Origin of the sequence: Dietzia sp. B32 (assembly GCF_024732245.1) — a bacterium.
Lineage (GTDB): Bacteria > Actinomycetota > Actinomycetes > Mycobacteriales > Mycobacteriaceae > Dietzia.
This window is the reverse complement of record NZ_CP093845.1, coordinates 1,013,918-1,033,263: the sequence shown is the minus strand read 5'-3', so window position 1 is coordinate 1,033,263 and position 19,346 is coordinate 1,013,918. Positions and strand designations below refer to the sequence as shown.

Annotated in this window: 17 protein-coding genes; 13 read left to right on the top strand and 4 right to left on the bottom strand. The window is 71.7% G+C overall.

Annotation, left to right across the window (positions count from 1 at the left end; genetic code table 11):
* The first annotated feature begins 1 nt into the window (after nt 1).
* From mftE to L8M95_RS04850, 9 genes are all read left to right on the top strand, one after another.
* Nucleotides 2-715 carry a mycofactocin biosynthesis peptidyl-dipeptidase MftE gene (gene mftE, locus L8M95_RS04890; RefSeq protein WP_260488402.1) on the top strand — a complete coding sequence of 238 codons (714 nt, stop codon included), beginning with the start codon at nt 2-4 and terminating at the stop codon, nt 713-715.
* On the top strand, nt 712-2,232 hold the full coding sequence (mftF, locus tag L8M95_RS04885; RefSeq protein WP_260488401.1) for a mycofactocin biosynthesis glycosyltransferase MftF: 1,521 nt from the start codon (nt 712-714) through the stop codon (nt 2,230-2,232). Before mftE ends, mftF begins: the two co-directional genes overlap by 4 nt.
* A complete protein-coding gene (gene mftG / locus L8M95_RS04880) occupies nt 2,229-3,473 on the top strand; it encodes a mycofactocin system GMC family oxidoreductase MftG (protein ID WP_260488400.1) in 1,245 nt (414 codons plus the stop codon). Before mftF ends, mftG begins: the two co-directional genes overlap by 4 nt.
* Nucleotides 3,474-3,529: 56 nt before the next feature.
* Nucleotides 3,530-4,447 (top strand): alpha/beta fold hydrolase, encoded by a 918-nt coding sequence (locus L8M95_RS04875; protein ID WP_260488399.1) that lies wholly within the window; start codon nt 3,530-3,532, stop codon nt 4,445-4,447.
* A 180-nt stretch (nt 4,448-4,627) separates the two neighbouring features.
* Nucleotides 4,628-5,011, top strand: coding sequence for a thioredoxin (trxA, locus tag L8M95_RS04870; RefSeq protein ID WP_260488398.1), 384 nt, complete (start codon nt 4,628-4,630; stop codon nt 5,009-5,011).
* Between the two features lie 159 nt (nt 5,012-5,170).
* Nucleotides 5,171-6,292 (top strand): NDMA-dependent alcohol dehydrogenase, encoded by a 1,122-nt coding sequence (locus L8M95_RS04865; protein WP_260488397.1) that lies wholly within the window; start codon nt 5,171-5,173, stop codon nt 6,290-6,292.
* Between the two features lie 170 nt (nt 6,293-6,462).
* Nucleotides 6,463-6,762: a metal-sensitive transcriptional regulator gene (locus tag L8M95_RS04860; protein WP_260488396.1), complete on the top strand. Its 300-nt coding sequence runs from the start codon at nt 6,463-6,465 to the stop codon at nt 6,760-6,762.
* Nucleotides 6,763-6,853: 91 nt separating this feature from the next.
* Nucleotides 6,854-7,240 (top strand): DUF302 domain-containing protein, encoded by a 387-nt coding sequence (locus L8M95_RS04855; protein ID WP_260488395.1) that lies wholly within the window; start codon nt 6,854-6,856, stop codon nt 7,238-7,240.
* A 13-nt stretch (nt 7,241-7,253) separates the two neighbouring features.
* The gene (locus L8M95_RS04850) at nt 7,254-7,862 is read left to right on the top strand and encodes a DUF1707 domain-containing protein (RefSeq protein WP_260488394.1); all 609 of its coding nucleotides are present in this window, start codon (nt 7,254-7,256) and stop codon (nt 7,860-7,862) included.
* A 37-nt stretch (nt 7,863-7,899) separates the two neighbouring features.
* On the opposite strand, the gene L8M95_RS04845 is transcribed toward L8M95_RS04850, so the two are convergent.
* Genes L8M95_RS04845 through L8M95_RS04835 form a run of 3 tightly spaced genes read right to left on the bottom strand, consistent with a single transcriptional unit; the run spans nt 7,900 to nt 10,005 of the window.
* Complete coding sequence (locus L8M95_RS04845) at nt 7,900-8,412, bottom strand: dihydrofolate reductase (RefSeq protein ID WP_312027445.1); 513 nt, start codon at nt 8,410-8,412, stop codon at nt 7,900-7,902.
* A gap of 14 nt (nt 8,413-8,426) precedes the next feature.
* Entirely contained in the window at nt 8,427-9,227 is an 801-nt protein-coding gene (locus L8M95_RS04840; protein ID WP_260488393.1) for a thymidylate synthase, read from the bottom strand.
* Between the two features lie 28 nt (nt 9,228-9,255).
* Nucleotides 9,256-10,005 (bottom strand): 3'(2'),5'-bisphosphate nucleotidase CysQ, encoded by a 750-nt coding sequence (locus L8M95_RS04835; RefSeq protein ID WP_260488392.1) that lies wholly within the window; start codon nt 10,003-10,005, stop codon nt 9,256-9,258.
* Nucleotides 10,006-10,071: 66 nt separating this feature from the next.
* Here L8M95_RS04835 and L8M95_RS04830 point away from each other — a divergent pair, with 66 nt between their 5' ends.
* Genes L8M95_RS04830 through L8M95_RS04815 form a run of 4 tightly spaced genes read left to right on the top strand, consistent with a single transcriptional unit; the run spans nt 10,072 to nt 17,378 of the window.
* A complete protein-coding gene (locus L8M95_RS04830) occupies nt 10,072-14,760 on the top strand; it encodes an ATP-dependent helicase (protein WP_260488391.1) in 4,689 nt (1,562 codons plus the stop codon).
* 54 nt (nt 14,761-14,814) lie between these two features.
* Nucleotides 14,815-15,747, top strand: a complete 933-nt coding sequence (locus tag L8M95_RS04825) for a cation diffusion facilitator family transporter (protein ID WP_396119455.1) — start codon at nt 14,815-14,817, stop codon at nt 15,745-15,747.
* A 3-nt stretch (nt 15,748-15,750) separates the two neighbouring features.
* Entirely contained in the window at nt 15,751-16,626 is an 876-nt protein-coding gene (locus L8M95_RS04820; RefSeq protein WP_260488390.1) for a DNA-formamidopyrimidine glycosylase family protein, read from the top strand.
* Entirely contained in the window at nt 16,623-17,378 is a 756-nt protein-coding gene (locus L8M95_RS04815) for an SDR family oxidoreductase (protein WP_260488389.1), read from the top strand. Before L8M95_RS04820 ends, L8M95_RS04815 begins: the two co-directional genes overlap by 4 nt.
* A gap of 69 nt (nt 17,379-17,447) precedes the next feature.
* On the opposite strand, the gene L8M95_RS04810 is transcribed toward L8M95_RS04815, so the two are convergent.
* Nucleotides 17,448-19,220 (bottom strand): HNH endonuclease signature motif containing protein, encoded by a 1,773-nt coding sequence (locus tag L8M95_RS04810; protein ID WP_260488388.1) that lies wholly within the window; start codon nt 19,218-19,220, stop codon nt 17,448-17,450.
* Nucleotides 19,221-19,346: the final 126 nt, after the last annotated feature.

The following is a 19,346-nucleotide window of genomic DNA, read 5'->3' as shown; positions in this document are numbered from 1 at the left end:
CGTGACGGGCGCGATCGGCGCGACCGGCCCGACCGGTGCGGGGGTGCTCGCGGTGCTACCCCTCGGGGCGACCGAACAGCACGGACCGCACCTGCCGCCGGAGACCGACACGATCCTGGCCACCGCGACCGCCCGCGCGCTCGGCGCGGGTGGGCCGGGTACGCACGTTCCCGGTGACGTCCGTGTGCTCCCCGCCCTCGCCTACGGGGCGAGCGGGGAGCACCAGGCGTTCGCGGGGACGGTGTCGATCGGCACGGACGCGCTCGCCGGGACCCTCGTCGAACTCGGCCGGTCGGTGGGCACCTGGGCGGATCGGCTGGTGGTGGTCAACGGTCACGGTGGCAACGTCGACGCGCTGCGCCGCGCGGTCTCCCGGCTCCGCTACGAGGGGCGCGACGCCGCCTGGCTGTCCTGCCGAACGAGCGAGGACCCCACCGACACCCATGCAGGCCACGCCGAGACCTCGCTCCTGATGCACCTGCACCCCGGCCTCGTCCGTGCGGACCTGGCGGTGGCCGGGTGCGTCGAGCCGCTGCCCGACATCCTTCCCGCACTGCGCGAGGGCGGGGTCGCCGCGGTGAGCCCGAACGGGGTGCTGGGCGACCCCACCGCCGCATCCGCCGACGAGGGCAGGCGACTGTGGACGGCGCTGGTCGCCGACGCGAGCGTCCGTCTGGGCCGGTGGCGTCCGGGTGAGGACGGGATGCTCCGATGAGCGAGGTCCCCCATGTCCTGCTGGACCGTCGCACCCGCGTGCTGCGGCGCGGCGACGTCGTGAAGGTGCTGGGCGGGGACCCGGTCACCCTCATCACGCCCTCGCCCGCGGTCTCGGCGCTCCTGGCCGGCGGGAACTCGGTCGCCACCGACACGCCCGCGGGTGCGGCGCTCGCGCGTGCCCTCACGGACCGGGGGATGGCCCATCCCGCCGGCGCCGCGACGGGCGCACGCCCGCTGGGTGCCGTCGCGGTGGTGGTCCCCGTCCGCGACGACGCCGCCGGGGTGGCCGCACTCACGAAGGCCCTCGAGCCGGAACTGGCCAGGGGCGCGCACCTCGTCGTCGTCGACGACGGCTCCACCCTGCCCCTTACCACCCTGCCCCTTACCACCCTGCCCCTCACCCTGCCCGTCACGACCCCGCCTCCCGCCGCGGCCGCGGCCGCCCCCGACACCCCGCGCGCCGCCACGGTCCTGCGCCACGACCGGTCCCGCGGTCCTGCGGCCGCCCGCAACACCGGAACCGCCGTGGCGGTCGCGGCCGGGGCGGAGGTCGTGGTCTACCTCGACGCCGACGTCCTCCCGCTGCCCGGCTGGCTCGACGTCCTGCTCGCACGACTCGACGACCCCCGGGTCGCGGCGGTCGCACCGCGCATCGTGGCCTCCGACCCCGGCCGGTTCTGGGTGCGCGGCTACGAGACGGCCCGCTCGGCGCTGGACATGGGGCCCGAGCCCGCCCGGGTCCGGCCCCGCACGCGCGTCGCGTACGTCCCCAGCGCCGCGCTCGCCGTGCGGCCCGACCGGCTACCGCCTCCTCCCCGGGGCGGGGGTGGGGGCCCGTTCGACGAGCGGATGCACGTCGCCGAGGACGTGGACCTGTGCTGGCGCACCGACGCCGCGGGCGGACACGTCCGCTACGAGCCGGCCGCGCGGGTGGCTCACCGCCACCGGACGTCGCTCACCACACTGCTCGCCCGCCGCGCCTACTACGGGCGTGGAGCCGCGCCGCTGGCCGACCGGCACGGTGCGGCGGTGGCTCCCGCGGTCGCCGCACCGTGGTCGCTCGCCGTGGCGATCGGGGTGTGGAGCGCGACGCCGATGGGATCGCTGGTCGCGGCCGGTGCGATCGCCCGGTCGTGGTGGCGTACGCGCGCTCTCACCGGGGACGGCCGCGCCGCCGCCGAACTGGTGGCGAGGGGGGCGGAGGCCTCGATCCGGCAGCTACCCCAGGCACTGCTCCGCCCGTACTGGCCCCTCACCGCGGTCGCGCTCGCCGTCACCGCCCGGTCGCGGTCGCGCATGGCCCGCGGGCTGCGGCGGCGAGTCCTGGCCGCGGCGGTGGGCGAGGGGCTGTGGCACTGGTGGAGCGTGCGTGAGCCGGGGCGGGCACCGGTCGACGAACCCCTCGGGCACCTTCTGATCCACCGTCTCGACGACCTGGCCTACGGCGTCGGCGTGTGGCGATCGGCGTGGGCGGCGCGCTCACCCGACGCCCTGCGGCCGGACGTCACGCGATGAGCGGGGGGCGGTCCGACATCGTGGTGGTCGGCGCGGGCCCCGCCGGCTGCGTGATGGCCCGTCGCCTGGCGGAGGCCGGAGCCGACGTCCTGTTGCTGGAGGCGGGCTCGGTCGCCGCCTCACCCCGGGCGGGACTGCTCGACGTGGGGCCGGGGTCGCGGGTCGTCTCCCGGCACCGCGCCACGCTCGGCGGCGCGAGCCTCGACCTGCCCCGCGGCCGCACCCTCGGTGGGTCGGGAGCGGTCAACGGCGGCTACTGCACGCCCGCCCGTCCGGCGGACCTCGCGGAATGGGGTCCGGATTGGCCGCGGCGCTACGCGGTGGGCCTGGCCCGCGCCGCGGAGCGTCTCCGACCCGGGTTGGCGCCGATGGGGCCGGTCGCCGCGCGCGTGGCCGCAGCCTTCCCGGGCCGTGTGTCCGCGATCGGACAGGCGCGCCGTGGTGGGCGGCGGGTGACGGCGTTCGATGCCTGGGACCCGGCCGGCGCGGGCGTGCGGGTGCGGACCGGGGCGCGGGTCCGGTCGCTCAGGTGGGAGGGCGGGCGCGTCGCCGGGCGGTGTGACGGCGTGGTACTCGACGACGACGAGGAGATCGGTGCCCGGGAGGTGGTGCTGTGTGCGGGGGCGATCGGGACCGCCGCACTGCTGGGGGCGTCCGGGATCGGACCGTCCTCCGGGCACCCGGTCGGCCACGGCGTACAGGAGCATCCGGAAGTCCTGCTCGACCTGCCCGCGGAGGTCACGACGGGCCCGGACCCGGCCCGGGGCCTGCCGCCGCTGCTCTCCCACGTCGTCCGGCTGCGGGTGTCCGCCGAGGCCGAGATCGAGATCCGCCCCTACGCGGTGCCGCTGCACCACGTCATCCCGGGCCTGGAGCCGGTGCCGCACCGGATCGGAATCGCCCTGATGAACCCGGTCGGCCGTGGCCGGATCCGTGACGACGGGATCGTGGAGCTGGCCGATGACCCGGACGACGCGGCCGCCCTGGCCGGGGCCGCGGCCCTGGTGGCGGACCGGTTGGACCTGGACGGGGCCGTCACTCCCTCGACCTCCCAGCACCTGTCCGGCACGGCGCGGATCGGGGAGGTGCTCGACGAGTCCGGGCGCGTTCTCGGGGTGGGGGGACTGCGGGTCGCCGACGCGGCGGCGCTGCCCGCACTGCCGAGGTGCGGGCCGTATTACACGGTCCTCGCGGTGGCCGAGGACCTCGCTGCACGGGTGATCGCCGAGCGGGCGTGGTAGAACGACACAAGAACACGTTCCACCGACGGGGTGGGCGACTGCCGGGAGGCCCGTACATGTCGAGGACCGAGACGATCTGCGAACCACGGCAGTTCACGGTGGAACGCGACGGCGGAGTGACGCTGGTCGGAGAGGTGTGGGAGCCGGCGGGTCCGGCCGGAGAGGCACTCGATCCGGTCGAGGAGATCCTCATGCTGCACGGAGGTGCCCAGACCCGGCACGCGTGGAGCCGCGCCGCGCGGCGGCTGTCGGGGGAGGGCTACAGGGTCACCGCGATGGACGCCCGCGGTCACGGGGACAGCGACTGGGATCCGGAGGGGGACTACGACATCCACCGTCTGGCCGCCGACCTCGAGGCGATCGTCGCCGAGCGGTTCCCCTCACGGCGCCCGGTGATCGTCGGCGCCTCCCTCGGCGGGATGACCGCGATGCTCTCGCTGGGCACCGGCAAGGACGTCGCCCGCGCGCTCGTGTTGGTGGACGTCACCCCGAAGCTCGAGGCCAAGGGCGTCGAGCGGGTCGGGGAGTTCATGCGTTCCGGATTCGACGGGTTCGCGAGCCTCGAGGAGGCGGCCGAGGCGATCGCCGCCTACCAGCCGCAGCGCAAGCGACCGCCGAACCCCGAGGGCCTGCGCAAGAACCTGCGGATGCGGGACGACGGACGCTGGCACTGGCACTGGGATCCCCGATTCGCGGGAGGCGCCTCCGCCCAGAACGCCGAGATGGGCAACGCCTTCTTCGAGAACCTCGTCCCGCACATCACCCAGCCGACCCTGCTCATCCGGGGCTCGGCATCCGACATCGTCAGCGACGAGTCCGTGCGGCATCTGCGCGAGCTGCTCCCGCACGCGTACACGATGGAGGTGCCCGACGCCGGGCACATGGTGGCGGGGGACGACAACGCCGTCTTCCTCGACCAGCTCGAGAAGTTCCTCACCGAGGTCCTCGACTCGCCGCCTCGCCCAGGAGCATGACGGCGGGGGTGCCCGGGGAATATCCCGCTCCCGACGGCGTTGTCCCTGACTACGCGGGCATTCATACCCTCATGGGTATCGATTGACGCGCAAGGTCGTCGCCGGCGCGGGCTGTCCGTAGGCTGGCGACCACACGAGGCGGGACGAGAGTCGCCCCGTCCGCGCTAGGAGGGCATTCGTATGAGCACCGTCGACATCACGACCGCCGAGTTCGAGAAGACCGTCACCGACAACGACATCGTCCTGGTGGACTTCTGGGCCGAGTGGTGTGGCCCGTGCAAGGCCTTCGGTCCGGTCTTCGAGAAGGTCTCGGGCAAGAACCCCGAGGTGACCTTTGCCAAGGTGGACACCGACGCCGAGCAGCAGCTCGGGGCGATGTTGCAGATCCAGTCCATCCCGACGCTCATGGCGTTCCGCGAGGGCATCGCGGTGTTCCGCCACTCGGGAGCGATCCCGGAGCAGGCACTGGACGACCTGGTCGAACAGATCAAGGGGCTCGACATGGACGAGGTCCGCAAGGCCGTCGAGGACGCCCAGGCGCAGCAGGGCGACGCCCAGCCCTGATCCGCGACCCGGCTCGCGCCTCCTGACCGGTCACCGCGACGGGTATCCGCACTGGAACGCGTTCTTGTAACCACCCCACGGAATTCACCTATGGGGCTAACGTTGCTAGAACACGTTTCAGTGACGGGTCTCGCCCCGTCGCGCCCGGAGGGAGATCAATTGAAGACCAAGGCCGCCATCGCCCGCGAGCTCGGCAAGCCGTTCGAGATCGTCGAGGCCGAGCTCGACGGACCGAACTTCGGCGAGGTGCTCGTCAAGTGGAAGGTCGCCGGACTCTGCCACTCCGACCTGCACATCACCAGCGGCGACCTGCCCGGTCGCCTGCCGATCGTCGGGGGTCACGAGGGGGCGGGCGTCGTCGAGGCTGTCGGCGAGGGCGTCACCCACGTCCAGCCCGGTGACCACGTCGTGGGGTCCTTCATCCCCGCCTGTGGCAAGTGTTCGGCCTGTGCGCGCGGCATGACCAACCTCTGCGACGGCGGCCTCAACGGCACCATCGGTGAGATGGCCGACGGCCGCTACCCGTTCAAGCTGGACAACGGCGAGACCGCCGGTGCCATGTGCACCCTGGGGACGTTCTCGCAGTACACCGTGGCCAACATGAACTCGGTGGTCAAGGTCCAGGACTGGATTCCCTTCGAGGTGGCGGCGCTGGTCGGCTGTGGCGTCACCACCGGCTGGGGTTCCGCCGTCTACTCGGCCGACGTCCGGGCCGGCGACACCGTCGTCGTCTTCGGTATCGGCGGGATCGGGATCAACGCCATCCAGGGTGCCAAGCACGCCGGTGCGCGCTTCATCCTCGCCATCGACACCGACGAGTCGAAGCTGGCCAAGGCCAAGGAGTTCGGCGCCACCCACGTCTACACGGACGTGGACGAGGCCAAGGCCGAGCTCCCGGGGCTGACCTGGGGCACGATGGCGGAGAAGGCCATCATCACCATCGGGGTGGCCGACGCGAAGGTCACCGCCGACGCGACCGACATGGTCGGCAAGCGCGGCGTCGTGGTCCTGACCTCCATGGGTGGCCTCGACAACCAGTCCATCACCCTGCCCGGGCTGTTCGTCTCGCAGTACGAGAAGGTCATCAAGGGCTCACTCTTCGGCTCCGCGAACGCTTTCCACGACATCCCCAACATCCTGCGGCTGTGGGACGAGAAGCAGCTCAAGCTGGACGAGCTGATCACGCATCGCTTCACGCTGGACCAGGTCAACGAGGGCTACGAGATCATGGAGAAGGGCGGCGAGGGGATGGTCCGCGGGATCATCGTCCACGACGACTGAGCGTCAGCCGGGCCGGCCCGAACCGGCACTCGCGCAAATATACCCCCGTGGGTACACTGGAGGCATCCGGTGGACCCACGGGGGTCTCGCGTCAGTCCGCCTTCACCATCCGAGACCATCAGCGATCCACGAGAGGAACGACGATGTCGGAAACCGAACGAGCAGAGTCCGTGAAAGCTGTGCCCGACCGGGCGGTGCCCGAAAGGGCCGCGTCCGAGCCCCGCCAGCAGGTCCTCAACCGGCTCCGCCGGGCGCGTGGCCAGCTCAACGCGGTGATCGACATGGTCGAGCAGGAGCGCTCGTGCAAGGAGATCGTCACCCAGCTCGCGGCGGTGTCCAAGGCGCTGGACCGTGCGGGGTTCAAGATCATCAGCGAGAACATCCAGGAGTGCATCGCCCGCGACGGCGAACCCGGGGCGGACGGGGTCGACCTGCCCGAACTCGAGAAACTGTTCCTCTCGCTCGCCTGACCACCGCCCGGCCGCATGGCAGGCTGGGTGACGACACCGGAGACCAAAACCGACGGCACCAAGCACCAACGAGACATCGGAGGTAGTCGACATGGACATCGGAATCGGCACGTACACCGAGATGGAGTTCGACGAGGCGGTCGAGGCGACCCGGGCAGCGCTCGCCGATCGTGGATTCGGGATCCTCCACGAGATCGACTTCACGGCCACCCTGAAGAACAAGATCGACAAGGACATCGAGCGCGTCCTCATCCTCGGCGCCTGCAACCCCGGGTTCGCGGGGAAGGCCTTCGACGTGAGCAAGGACGTGGCCCTGATGATCCCGTGCAACGTGGTCATCCGCGAGTCCGGCGGCGGCTGCGTGATCGAGGCGCAGAATCCGGATCTCCTCTCGCAGGTCATCTCCGGTGGCCTCCAGGACCTGGCCGACGAACTGGCAGCCGACATGCGCTCGATGATGAAGGACCTCACGCGCTGAGTAACCTGGGGGCATGAACCCGGAGCAGGACAACGACCCGCGGACCCTGGCGCAGCGGCGACTCGAGGCGATGGTGGGGCGTGGTGAGCTGTCGCTCGCCGAGTTCTCGGACCGCGCCGCCAAGATCTGGGCCGCGACCTGCCCCGCCGAACTCGACGTGGCACTGAGCGGTCTCCCCGCCGATCGGCCCGGCCCCGCACAGCAGTCCCGCCCGCCGGCCACCCGGCCCGGCAGCGCGATCACGGTCGACGAGAGCCAGAAGAGGACCTCTGTCTTCGACACGCTCAAGCGCGAGGGGCGCTGGATGCTGCCGGACGACTACCGACTGACGTCCTGGCTCGGTGAGATCTACCTCGACGCCCGGGAGGCCGTCGTCGACCGCCCACGGACCCACCTCCAGGTGGACCTGTGGGGCGCCAACGCGAAGATCCTGCTCCCGCCCGGGGTGTCAGTGTCGATCACCGGCAACCGGACCATGAGCGAACTGAAGATCGACGAGGGACGCTACGACGTCCACGGCGGCCCACACCTGGATATCGAGATCAACGGGTTCATGGCCACGGCCAAGATCAAGATCCTCGCAGCGGGGGAGAAGATCCCCAAGACGTGGAAGTGGTTCTAGCCGGCAAGTGGTTCCAGTTGGCGCGGTCCCGGCCGGTTCAGCGCTGCCGGCGACGCCACACGGTGTGTCGGTGCCGCACCTCGTCGTCGTACCCCTCGACCCGACTCCGTGGATCGGTGATCCACTCGCCGACCTCGACCAGCTCCCAGGCGTCGCCCAGTTCGGGCGCCAGCACGGTGCCCGGCGCGTCGGCGTCGATCTCGGTGACCAGGCACTCGTCCGCCGCGGACAGCGCCGCCGCGTAGATTTGACCGCCGCCCATCACCGCGGCGTCCGGACCCGCCAGTTCCAGGGCGGCCTCCACCGACCCGGCCCGCTCGGCCCCCTCCGCCGACCAGTCGGGGTCACGGGTGCACACGATGTTGCGACGACCGGGTAGGGGACGGAACCGCTCCGGGATCGACTCCCACGTGGCCCGGCCCATCACGACGGGCCGCCCGGTGGTGGCCTGCTTGAAGAACGCGAGGTCCTCGGGGATGTGCCACGGCATGTCGCGGCCGTCACCGATCACCGCGTCGCGGGCCTGCGCCCACACCATCCGCACCGTCACCGCCGCCCGCCGGGTCAGACCGCGACCGGGGCCTTGATGCCCGGGTGGTGCTCGTAACCGACGACCTCGAAGTCCTCGAAGGTGTAGTCGAAGAGGGAGTCCGCCCTGTGGAGCCGCAGATCGGGGTAGGGGTAGGGGTCCCGGGAGAGCTGCTTGCGGACCTGCTCGACGTGGTTGTCGTAGATGTGGCAGTCGCCGCCGGTCCAGATGAACTCGCCCACCTCAAGACCCACCTGCTGCGCCACCATGTGGGTGAGCAGCGAGTACGAGGCGATGTTGAAGGGCACGCCCAGGAAGAGGTCGGCGCTGCGCTGGTACAGCTGACAGCTGAGCCTGCCGTCGGCCACGTAGAACTGGAACAGCAGGTGGCAGGGCGGCAGTGCCATGTCCGACAGCTCGCTGACGTTCCACGCGGAGACGATGTTGCGCCGCGAGTCCGGGTCGGTCTTCAGCAGCTCCACCGCCGCGGCGATCTGATCGATGTGGGCACCGTCGGGGGTGGGCCACGAGCGCCACTGCACGCCGTAGACGGGGCCGAGCTCGCCGTCGTCGTCCGCCCACTCGTCCCAGATGGTCACGTCGTGCTCGCGCAACCACCCGACGTTGGACTCGCCGCGCAGGAACCACAGCAGCTCGTAGGCCACGGACTTGAAGTGCACGCGCTTGGTGGTGATCAGCGGAAACCCCTGTGCGAGGTCATAACGCAGTTGGTGGCCGAACACGCTGCGTGTGCCCGTGCCGGTGCGGTCCGCCTTGGGGGTGCCCTGCTCCAGGACCAACCGGAGCAGGTCCTCGTACGGGGTGGGGACGGTCATGGCGCTCAAGTCTACTCAAGCTGTCCGTTCACGCCGTCCAGACCGGGTGACCCGCCGTCACGGTCAGCACCTTCTCCGTGAGATCGGGGCGGCACACCAGGATGTCGGGGGAGTAGGTGTCGGACTTGTTGAACTCGAGGGGTGACCCGTCGATCCGGGAGGCGTGCAGCCCGGCGGCCAACGCCACGCCGACGGGCGCCGCCTGGTCCCACTCGTTCTGCCCACCGGCGTGGAGGTAGACGTCGGCGTCGCCGAGGAGCACGGAGAGCATCTTGGCGCCGGCCGAACCCATCGGCCGTACGTGCAGCCCGAGTTCATCGGCGACCTCGTGGATCCCGGCGGGCGGGTTGTTCCGACTGATGACCATGGTCCCGGAGTGCGGGCCGTCGACGTGGTCGACCTGGTCCGAGCGGAAGACCCGGCCGGCGTCGGGGAGTCCGACCGCGGCGACGGTGGGGTGGCCGTCCACGACGAGCGCCACGTGTACCGACCAGTCGGACCGGCCGGTGGAGAACTCCTTGGTGCCGTCGATCACGTCGATGATCCACACCCGAGACCTGCTGAGCCGACTGCGGTCGTCGGCGACGCCCTCGGAGAGTGTCCCGTCGTCCGGACGGTGCACCGCGAGCACCTCGTCGGTCCAGTTCTGGGCGACCTCGTTGGCCACCCGGGCGAGCGAACGGCCGTGCAGCAGGCCGCCCGCGCGGGTGCCCCGGACGATGTCCCCGATGCCGTGGGCGAGGTGGGAGGCCAGGTCGTGGTCATCGAGATCGCGCATGCCGCCACTCTACGGAGCGGTCGGCGTGTCACGGCGCGTGTCGTAGGCGTACGACATCATGAGTTCATGTCCGTCGCCCTGGACCGGTTCCACCCGGCCACCGTCTCCTGGTTCCGTGGCGCGTTCGGCGAGCCCACCGCCGCGCAGTCCGGCGCGTGGGCGGCGCTCGCCGGCGGTGCGCACACCCTGGTCGTGGCGCCCACGGGTTCCGGCAAGACGTTGTCGGCGTTCCTCGCCGCGCTCGACGGGCTGCTCCTGGGCCCGAGCGAACCCGATCCGGGAGGCTCCATCGCGAGCACCCGGGCGTCCGGGCCCGGCACCCGCGTCCTCTACATCTCCCCGCTCAAGGCCCTGGCGGTCGACGTCGAGCGGAATCTCCGGGCGCCGCTCGCGGGGATCGCCCGGGAGGCCGCGGCGCTGGGCGTACAGACGCCGGACGTGACTGTCGGGATCCGGACCGGCGACACCCCGCCGGACGAACGGCGGCGCCAGCGCGCCAGGCCCCCGCACGTCCTCGTCACCACGCCCGAGTCGCTGTTCCTGCTCCTGACCTCGGCGGCCCGCGAGACCCTGACGGGCGTGGACACGGTCATCATCGACGAGATCCACGCGGTCGCCGGAAGCAAGCGCGGGGCGCACCTCGCGCTGAGCCTGGAGCGGCTGGACGAGATGCTCGATGCGCCCGCGCAGCGGGTGGGTTTGTCGGCGACGGTCCGGCCGCACTCCGAGGTGGCCAGATTCCTGGCGGGCGAGCGCCCGGTCACCGTGGTGGCACCGCGATCGGACAAGCGCTTCGAGTTGTCCGTCCGGGTTCCGGTCGAGGACATGGCGGACCTGTCGGCGTCGGCGCCGGAGGTGTCCGCCCCACCGGGCACGCCGGGACAGGGATCGATCTGGCCGCACGTCGAGCGGCAGGTGGTGGACCTGGTCACCGCACACCGTTCGACGATCGTGTTCGTCAACTCCCGCCGCCTGGCCGAGCGACTCACCGCGAGGCTCAACGAGATCCACGCCGAGGACACCGATCCCGGGTCCCTGCCCGCGCCCCCGGCCCGGCCGCCCGCCCAGGTGATGGTGCCCTCGGAGGTCTCGCGGGGGGCGCCGCCCGAGTTGGCGATGGCCCACCACGGGTCGGTGTCCAAGGAGCGCCGGGCACTCATCGAGGACGCCCTGAAATCGGGCCGACTCCGGGCGGTGGTGGCCACCTCGTCTCTCGAGTTGGGCATCGACATGGGCGCGGTGGACCTGGTCATCCAGGTCGAGTCGCCGCCGTCGGTGGCGTCGGGGCTGCAGCGCGTCGGTCGCGCGGGCCACCAGGTCGGCGAGGTCTCCCGGGCGGTGGTGTTCCCCAAGCACCGCGCAGATCTGGTGCACAGCGCGGTGACCGTCGAGCGGATGCTCGAGGGCGCGATCGAGGAGTTGTCGGTCATCGCCAACCCCCTCGACGTCCTGGCCCAGCAGACGGTGGCGGCGTGCGCGCTGGAGCCGATCGACGTCGAGGAGTGGTTCTCGGCCGTCCGGCGCACGGCCCCGTATCAGGGGCTTCCGCGGCCCGCGTTCGAGGCCACGCTCGACATGCTCGCCGGCAAGTATCCGTCCGCCGACTTCGCGGAGTTGCGGCCGCGGCTCGTCTGGGACCGCGACGCGGGCACACTCACCGGCCGTCCCGGCGCCCAGCGTCTCGCCGTCACCTCGGGCGGCACCATCCCGGACCGCGGGTTGTTCGGCGTGTTCATGGTGGGCGAGAAGGCCGCCCGCGTGGGCGAGTTGGACGAGGAGATGGTCTACGAGTCGCGCGTCGGGGACGTCTTCGCGCTCGGCGCCTCGAGTTGGCGGGTCGAGGAGATCACGCACGATCGAGTGCTGGTCACCCCCGCGCCGGGCGGTACCGGCCGGTTGCCGTTCTGGCTCGGCGACGACCAGGGTCGGCCCGCCGAGCTCGGTCGCGCGTTGGGCGGATTCCTGCGCGAGGTGGCGGGCGGAACGGACGCGGAGGTCGCCGCCCGGTTGGACAGCGCCGGACTCGACACCAATGCCGCGACCAATCTCCGCCGATTCCTGACGGAGCAGCGCGAGGCCACGGGCCACGTCCCCAGTGACACCACGCTCGTCGTGGAGCGTTTCCGCGACGAGGTCGGGGACTGGCGGGTGGTGCTCCACTCGCCGTTCGGTGCGCGGGTGCACTGGCCGTGGGCGGAGGCGGTGCGCGCCCGGCTCGCCGCCGCCCACGGGTTCGACGCGGTGCCGGTGGTGTCCGACGACGGCATCATCCTCCGGGTCCCGGACATGGGCGACGACGGCGAGGCGAGCGCACGCCCGGGAGCCGAGACGTTCGCCATCGGGGCCGAGGAGGCGGTGGATCTGGTCACCCGGCACGTGGGCGGGTCCGCGTTGTTCGCCTCCCGCTTCCGTGAGTGTTCGGCGCGCGCCCTGCTCTTCCCCCGGCTCGACCCGGGCCGGCGGGCGCCGTTGTGGCAGCAGCGGCAGAAGTCGGCTCAGTTGCTCGACGTCGCGCGCCGCTACCCGGATTTCCCGATGATCCTCGAGGCGGTGCGCGAGTGCCTGCAGGACGTTTACGACGTGCCCGCCCTCGAGCGGATCCTCAACGAGATCGCCTCGCGGACCGTACGGATCGTCGAGGTGGACACGCCCGGTGCCTCGCCGTTCGCGCAGTCGCTGCTGTTCGACTACGTCGGGGCGTTCCTCTACGAGGGTGACTCGCCGCTGGCGGAGAAGCGGGCTGCGGCGCTCGCCATAGACCCCTCGCTGCTCGGACAGCTCCTGGGACGCGTCGAGCTGCGGGAGCTGCTGGACATCGAGGTCCTGGACTCGATCGAACGGCGCCTACAGCACCTCGAGCCCGAGCGCGCGGCCCGTGACGCCGAGGCCGTGGTCGACCTCCTGCGACTGTTGGGCCCACTCACGGCGGCGGAGATCGCCGCCCGTTCCGCGGATCCCGCGGCCGTCCCCGCCTGGCTCGACTCCCTGGCCGAGGCGTGGCGTGTGGTCACCGTCGAGCACTCCGGCCGGACGTGGTGGGCCGGCGTCGAGGACGTGGCCAGGCTCCGCGACGGGTTGGGTGTCCCGCCGCCGCCGGGGGTGCCGTCGGCGTTCCTCGGCGATGTCGATGACCCCCTCGGCGAGCTCATCCGACGCTTTGCGCGTACACACGGCCCGTTCACCGTCGACGCCGTCGCCGAGCGTTTCGGGCTCGGGGTGGCCGTCGCCCGCGGCGTCCTCGATCGGCTCACCTCCTCCGGCGTGCTGTTGGCCGGTGAGTTCCGCCCGGGTTCGACAGGCCCGGAATGGTGCGACGCCGAGGTCCTGCGGCACATCCGTCGCCGGTCGCTGGCCGCGCTGCGCTCGCAGATCGAACCGGTCTCGCACTCCGCGCTCGGCCGCTTCCTGCCCGGTTGGCAGAGCCTGGGCACCGGGGCGGGCGCGGAGTCCGGTGTGGACGGGGTGCTCGCGGTGATCGAGCAACTCGACGGGCTCGCCCTGCCCGCCTCCGCGCTCGAACCGCTGGTCCTGGCTCTCCGTGTGCGGGACTACTCCCCGACGATGCTCGACGAGCTCCTGGCCGGGGGAGAGGTCATCTGGAGCGGGCGCGGTCGGGCCGGCTCCCGCGACGGATGGGTCTCGCTGCACCCGGCCGATTCAGCCGGTGCGACCCTGCCCCTCGATCGACCGCAGCCGGAGGGGCCGGTCCACCTCGCCGTCGTCGACTCCCTGCGCGGCGGAGCCCTGTTCTTCCGCGACATCGTCGCCAGGGTGAAAGAGGCCACCGCACCGACCGACACCATCACCGAGGCGGTCGTCCGCGACGCGTTGTGGGACCTCGTGTGGGACGGAGTGGTCACCAATGACACCCTCGCGCCACTGCGCGCGGTGCTGGCCGGCGGTGGTTCGTCGGGGTCGGGGACCGCACACCGGTCGCCCCGGGCGTCGGCCCGGCCCCGCCGAGCCCGCCTGGGCAGAACGACCATGGCGCAGCTGAACGGCGCCGTCGCCGCGGGAACCAGGACGCCTCCCGTTCTCGCGGGCCGCTGGTCGCTCGTGCCGGAGCCGGTCACCGACGCGACCCTGCGTGCTCATGCCTGGGCCGAGACGCTGCTGCTGCGTCACGGTGTGGTCACCCGGGGCGCGGTGGAGGCAGAGGAGATCCCCGGCGGGTTCGCGGCCGTGTACAAGGTGCTGGCGCAGATGGAGGATTCGGGTCGCTGCAGGCGCGGGTACTTCGTCGACGGACTCGGGGCCGCCCAGTTCGCCGCCGGTAACACCATCGACCGACTACGGACCTTCGACGACACCGCCGACGAGGCCCACTGGCCGTCCGGGGCGGACGACCCCACCGTCCGGGTTCTCGCCGCGACCGATCCCGCCAATCCGTACGGGGCGGCCCTGCCCTGGCCCGCGGCATCCCCGAGCGGTGACGGGGCTACGGGCGGCGAGGGGACAGGGAACGGGTCCGGACACCGTCCCGGCCGCAAGGCGGGAGCTCTGGTGGTGCTGGTGGACGGTGTGTGCGTGTTGTTCGTGGAGCGGGGCGGGAGGACCGTCCTGGTCCTCGACGACCGGGACGGGGCCGTCCCGCTCGCTGCCACCGCGCTCGCGGAGACAGTGAAGGCGGGCGCGGTGGGGCCCCTCACTGTCACCACGCTCGGCGGGGAGCCCGTCCACACCTCGCCCCATGCCTCAGCGTTCGAAGCCGCTGGTTTCGGCATCACTCCCAAGGGGCTCCGGATCCGGCGCTGAACATCCACATCTTGAGCCGGCCGCGGCGATTAGTTAGAATATGCGCATTGATGCATGTATGGGGAGGAGATGCTCATGGGTGCGGGTCACTCCCATGCTCCGTCCCCAGGCCACGCCGGTGCCCGGTACCGGGTTCGGCTCGCCGCCGCATTCGTGTTGACGGCGTCGTTCTTCGTCGTCGAGTTGGTCGCCGGTCTGGTCTCGGGGTCCCTCGCACTGCTCTCCGACGCCGGCCACATGGGCGCGGACGTGGTGGCACTCGGCGCCGCCCTGCTGGCCACGATCATCGCCACCCGCCCCGACGGGACCGGCCGCCGGACATTCGGCCACTATCGCGTGGAGATCTTCGCCTCGGGCCTGGCGGTGATCATCATGGTCGGCATGGGCGTGTACGTCCTGATCGAAGCCGCCCGCAGGATCGGCTCCGAGGCCCCCGTCGCCGTGGGGACGATGCTGCTCGTCGGCGCGCTGGGGCTCGTCATCAACATCATCTCGCTGATGTTGCTGCGCAGCGGCTCCACCGAGAGTCTGGCTGTCCGGGGTGCGTACCTCGAGGTGCTCGCCGACGCAGCCGGGTCCGTCGGGGTGATCGTGGCCGCCCTGCTCGTCCGGGCGACCGGGTCGGGCGTGTGGGACCTTGTGGTCGCGGTGGCCATCGCCGTGTTCATCGTGGTCCGCGCAGTGGTGCTCGGCCGGCAGGTGCTCACCGTCCTCGCCCAGCACGCTCCCGCTGGCGTCGAACCCGCGGAGGTGGAGGCCCAGCTCGGGGCGTTGCGCGACGTCGAGGAGGTGCACGACCTGCACCTGTGGACCCTGACCTCGGGAATGGACGTGGGTACCGTGCACCTGGTGGTCGACCCTGATGCCGATCACGCCGTGGTGCTCGACGACGCGCGTCGCGTCCTGTTGGAGGGGCACGGGGTCGAGCATGTGACCGTGCAGATCGAGACCGCAGGGGTCGTCGGCTGCCGCGAACTGGGGTGGTGAGCCGTGCCCGAAGGCGATTCAGTGCACAGGGCCGCGGCCCGGGTCCATGAGGCCCTGGCCGGGCGCACCCTGGACCGCACCGAGCTCCGGGTGCCGAGATTCGCCGCCGTCGACCTGCGCGGCAGGACCGTGGACGGTGCCCGGTCCCGGGGAAAGCACCTCTTCGTCGTCGTCGGCCCGGACGGGCAGGGCCGCGATCCCGTCACCCTCCACATCCACCTGAAGATGGAGGGCCGGATCCACATTCTCCGGGCGGGAGACCGCTGGCGGTTCCCCGCGCACACCGTGCGGCTGCTCCTGCGCTCCGGCGACGTCGAGGTGGTGGGCACCGAGCTCGGTATGCTGCGCGCGCTGACCCCCGCCGAGGCGGAGCGCGCCGTCGACCATCTGGGGCCCGACCTCCTGGGTGCGGATTGGGACCCGGTCACGAGTACCGATGAGGTCGTGCGGCGCATCGGCGAGAGACCCACCCGTACGATCGGCGAGGCATTGCTCGACCAGCGCAATCTGGCCGGGATCGGGACCGTCTACCGGGCGGAACTGTGTTTCCTGCGAGGGGTGGACCCGCGGGATCCGGTCGAGGCCGTGCCGGACCCACGGGGCATGGTCACACTGGCGCGGCGGATGCTATTCGCCAACGCCGACCGCCCAGTCCGGGTGACGACCGGCGACACCCGGCGCGGGCGCGAACTATGGGTGTACGGCCGTGACGGCAAGCCGTGCCGCCGGTGCGGGACCGAGGTGCAGACATTCCGCCTCGGCGGGCTCGCGGACCCGGACGAGCCGAGTGACTCCCTCGACCGCATCGCCTACCGTTGCCCGTCCTGCCAGCCGCGTCGTGCCACACTGGGCGCATCGCCAACGGAGGAGAACTCGTGACCGACCGCAAGACGATTCTGATCACCGGTGCCAGCTCGGGCCTCGGCGAGGGAATGGCCCGCCGCTGGGCCGCGCAGGGAAAGAACCTCGCGCTGTGTGCGCGGCGTCTGGACCGCCTGGAGGAGCTCCGCGCCGAACTGTTGGCCGCGAATCCCTCGATCACGGTGGCGGTTCGTGAGCTCGATGTGGCCGACGGCGACGCGGTGGAGAAGGTATTCGGCGAGCTGGACGCCGAGCTCGGTGGCATCGACCGGTTCGTACTCAACGCCGGGCTGGGCAAGGGAGCCTCGATCGGAACAGGCAAGGCGCACGCCAACCGGGAGACCGCGATGGTGAACGTGGTCGGGACGCTGAACCAGGCCGAGGCGGCGATGGAGCGGCTCTTCACTCGGGGTGAGGGGCACCTGGTGTTCATCTCGTCGGTGAGTTCGCTGCGCGGCATGCCGAAGGCGCAGAACACCTACGGCGCGACCAAGGCGTTCGTCTCGGCGCTCGCGCAGGGCCTGTACGCCGAGTTGGACAGCGCGGGCAGCCGGATCAAGGTGACCGACATCCTGCCGGGGTACATCCGCACGGACATCAACCGTTCGGTGAAGACCGCGCTGATGACCGAGTTCGACGAGGGTGTCGACGCGCTGGTCAAGACGATCGACGCCGAGCCCACCCGCGCGCTGGTGCCGGCCAAACCCTGGAAGGCGATCGGTCCGCTGCTGACGCTCCTGCCGGAGAAGGTCAGCCGCCGCTTCGTCTGAACCCCTGGTGGCCCCACCCGGGTCCTGATGAGGGACGCGCCGGTCATGCCCGGTGCGGCCCTCGTGGTGTCAGAAGGGTGGTGGGTCGATGATGTCGTCGAGGCGTTGGCGGTGGTGGTCGAGTAGGAGGGTGCGGATGCCGAGTTCGATGGTGCTGGCGTGTGGGGCGTTGCGGTTCCACCAGCGGCTGGACTCGGCCGGTGGGGTGGGGATGGTGTCGGTGGCGGCGCGGTGTTCGGTGTTGTGGCGTTCGGTGTTGTGGCGGGCGGCGCGGCGGGACCAGTAGGTCGGTTCGGCGTCGGCTCGTTCGTCGCCGGTGGGGTGGGGGGTGCGGCGTTGCTGACGGGCCCAGGCGCGGGTCTCGGTGTGGGCGTGTTCGCGTCGGTAGTCGGCCAGTGGGCCGGAGGGGTGGGTGAGCATGGTCGAGCCCTCGGGGGTGGTCACGGTCAGGGTGCCGTCGGGGTGGAGGTGGTAGCGCCAGTCGGAGAAGGTCTTGAACCGGTGGTGGCGCCGGCACATCGCGGCGAGGTTGGCCTCGGTGGTGTGCCCGCCACGCTCGGGGTCGGTGTGATCGAACGGCACCACATGGTCCAGATCACAGGCCTCGGCCGGGACCGTGCAGCCGGGGTGGCGGCAGGTGCCGTCGCGTAGTCGGATGCGGCGGGCCAGGTCGGCGCTGGGCCGGTAGGTCAGGGCGGCTCGGGCGTCGTCGGCGGCCCCGATCCGGGGATCGACGGCCTCAAACGTGGCCCCGTCGCTGGTGGCGAGCATGTCGAGCAGGGCCTGCAGGGCGGCCTGGCCGGTGCGGGTGAACTCCACCCGGGCTCCGCCGTCGTCGCGGGCGTGGTTGCCGGTGGCGATGACGGTGACCCGTGGCCGCAACGGCGCCACCCCGGCACCCGCGGTGGCGGACCGGCCCGCGGCACCCGGCTGGCCGGGGTGGGCTGCAGTGTCGGAGCCGTTGCGGGCGCCGCCTGGGCCGACGTCGCCGCACACCAGGGACATCAACGCGTCGGCGCGGCGTTCGGCCAGGGAGTAGTCGTCGACCTCACCGGCGGCCTCGCCATCGCCATCGCTCGCGTTGGTGTCGGCGGCGGCTTGGGCGTCGGCGGCCCGGTGGTCGGCCACGCGCTGGTCGAGGGCCTCGGCCAGGACGGCGGCCTCTTCGGTTGCCAGGATCGCCGAGATGGTGGACATCCCGTCGATGCCTTTGTGCACGCGTACCCCGCGGGTGCGGGCGGCTTCCTGGCGGCGCAGGCGGATGCCATTGGCGTCGTAGCCGGCGATGATGGCATCGACGTTGCTGCGGATGGCTTTCTCGCCCAGGCGGATCCCGCCCTCGATCGCGGCGAGGTACTCGTCGACGACCTGTTGCTGCACCAAATCGAGCACGTCGACGTGGACGGTGGCCATCTGTGAGGCGAGCACCTCGGCGGCGCGCTGGTCCAGACGCCCCTGCGCCATCGCGGTCAGGATCGCCGGGTACCGGGTGTGCAGGTCGAAGGCGAAGGAGATCATGGTGGTGGCCCGCCGGGACGAGATCGCCATCGCCGCGACCACGTACCCGGTCGCGACGTCGATCGGATCGACCACCGCATGCCCGGATCGGCATTCACCGGCGCCCGCCCCGGACTCCTCCCGGCGCTGGCATTCGAGGAACAACTCGTAACACGCCACGAACCGGCGCGCCGCTGCACGATTCTCGCCCATCCAGCCCTCACGCACCGCCGCCCGCAGACCCGACAACGAACTCGAGGAACCAGACGAGGCGGGCGAGGCGGACGAGCCGGGCGAGGCGGGGGAGGCGGGGGAGGCGGCCGCGCGATCCGCGTCCTCGTGCATCCACCCACCCCCTCCGTCGCGGCCAGCCCGGTATCGAACCTGTGTTCTACTATACGTACACACTTTCGAAGTGGCAAGGGTGTTCCGTGAGTCGGCAGTCCTCAACTGACTGATGTGATCTGAGGT

Excerpts from the sequence above, each read along its gene's own strand:
- L8M95_RS04855 (WP_260488395.1), top strand. The coding sequence starts at position 6,854 with ATGGACATCGGAATCGGCACGTACACCGAGATGGAGTTCGACGAGGCG.
- trxA (WP_260488398.1), top strand. The coding sequence starts at position 4,628 with ATGAGCACCGTCGACATCACGACCGCCGAGTTCGAGAAGACCGTCACC.
- L8M95_RS04810 (WP_260488388.1), bottom strand. The coding sequence starts at position 19,220 with ATGCACGAGGACGCGGATCGCGCGGCCGCCTCCCCCGCCTCCCCCGCC.
- mftF (WP_260488401.1), top strand. The coding sequence starts at position 712 with ATGAGCGAGGTCCCCCATGTCCTGCTGGACCGTCGCACCCGCGTGCTG.
- L8M95_RS04850 (WP_260488394.1), top strand. The coding sequence starts at position 7,254 with ATGAACCCGGAGCAGGACAACGACCCGCGGACCCTGGCGCAGCGGCGA.
- L8M95_RS04830 (WP_260488391.1), top strand. The coding sequence starts at position 10,072 with ATGTCCGTCGCCCTGGACCGGTTCCACCCGGCCACCGTCTCCTGGTTC.
- L8M95_RS04875 (WP_260488399.1), top strand. The coding sequence starts at position 3,530 with ATGTCGAGGACCGAGACGATCTGCGAACCACGGCAGTTCACGGTGGAA.
- L8M95_RS04840 (WP_260488393.1), bottom strand. The coding sequence starts at position 9,227 with ATGACCGTCCCCACCCCGTACGAGGACCTGCTCCGGTTGGTCCTGGAG.
- L8M95_RS04835 (WP_260488392.1), bottom strand. The coding sequence starts at position 10,005 with ATGCGCGATCTCGATGACCACGACCTGGCCTCCCACCTCGCCCACGGC.
- L8M95_RS04825 (WP_396119455.1), top strand. The coding sequence starts at position 14,815 with ATGTATGGGGAGGAGATGCTCATGGGTGCGGGTCACTCCCATGCTCCG.
- mftG (WP_260488400.1), top strand. The coding sequence starts at position 2,229 with ATGAGCGGGGGGCGGTCCGACATCGTGGTGGTCGGCGCGGGCCCCGCC.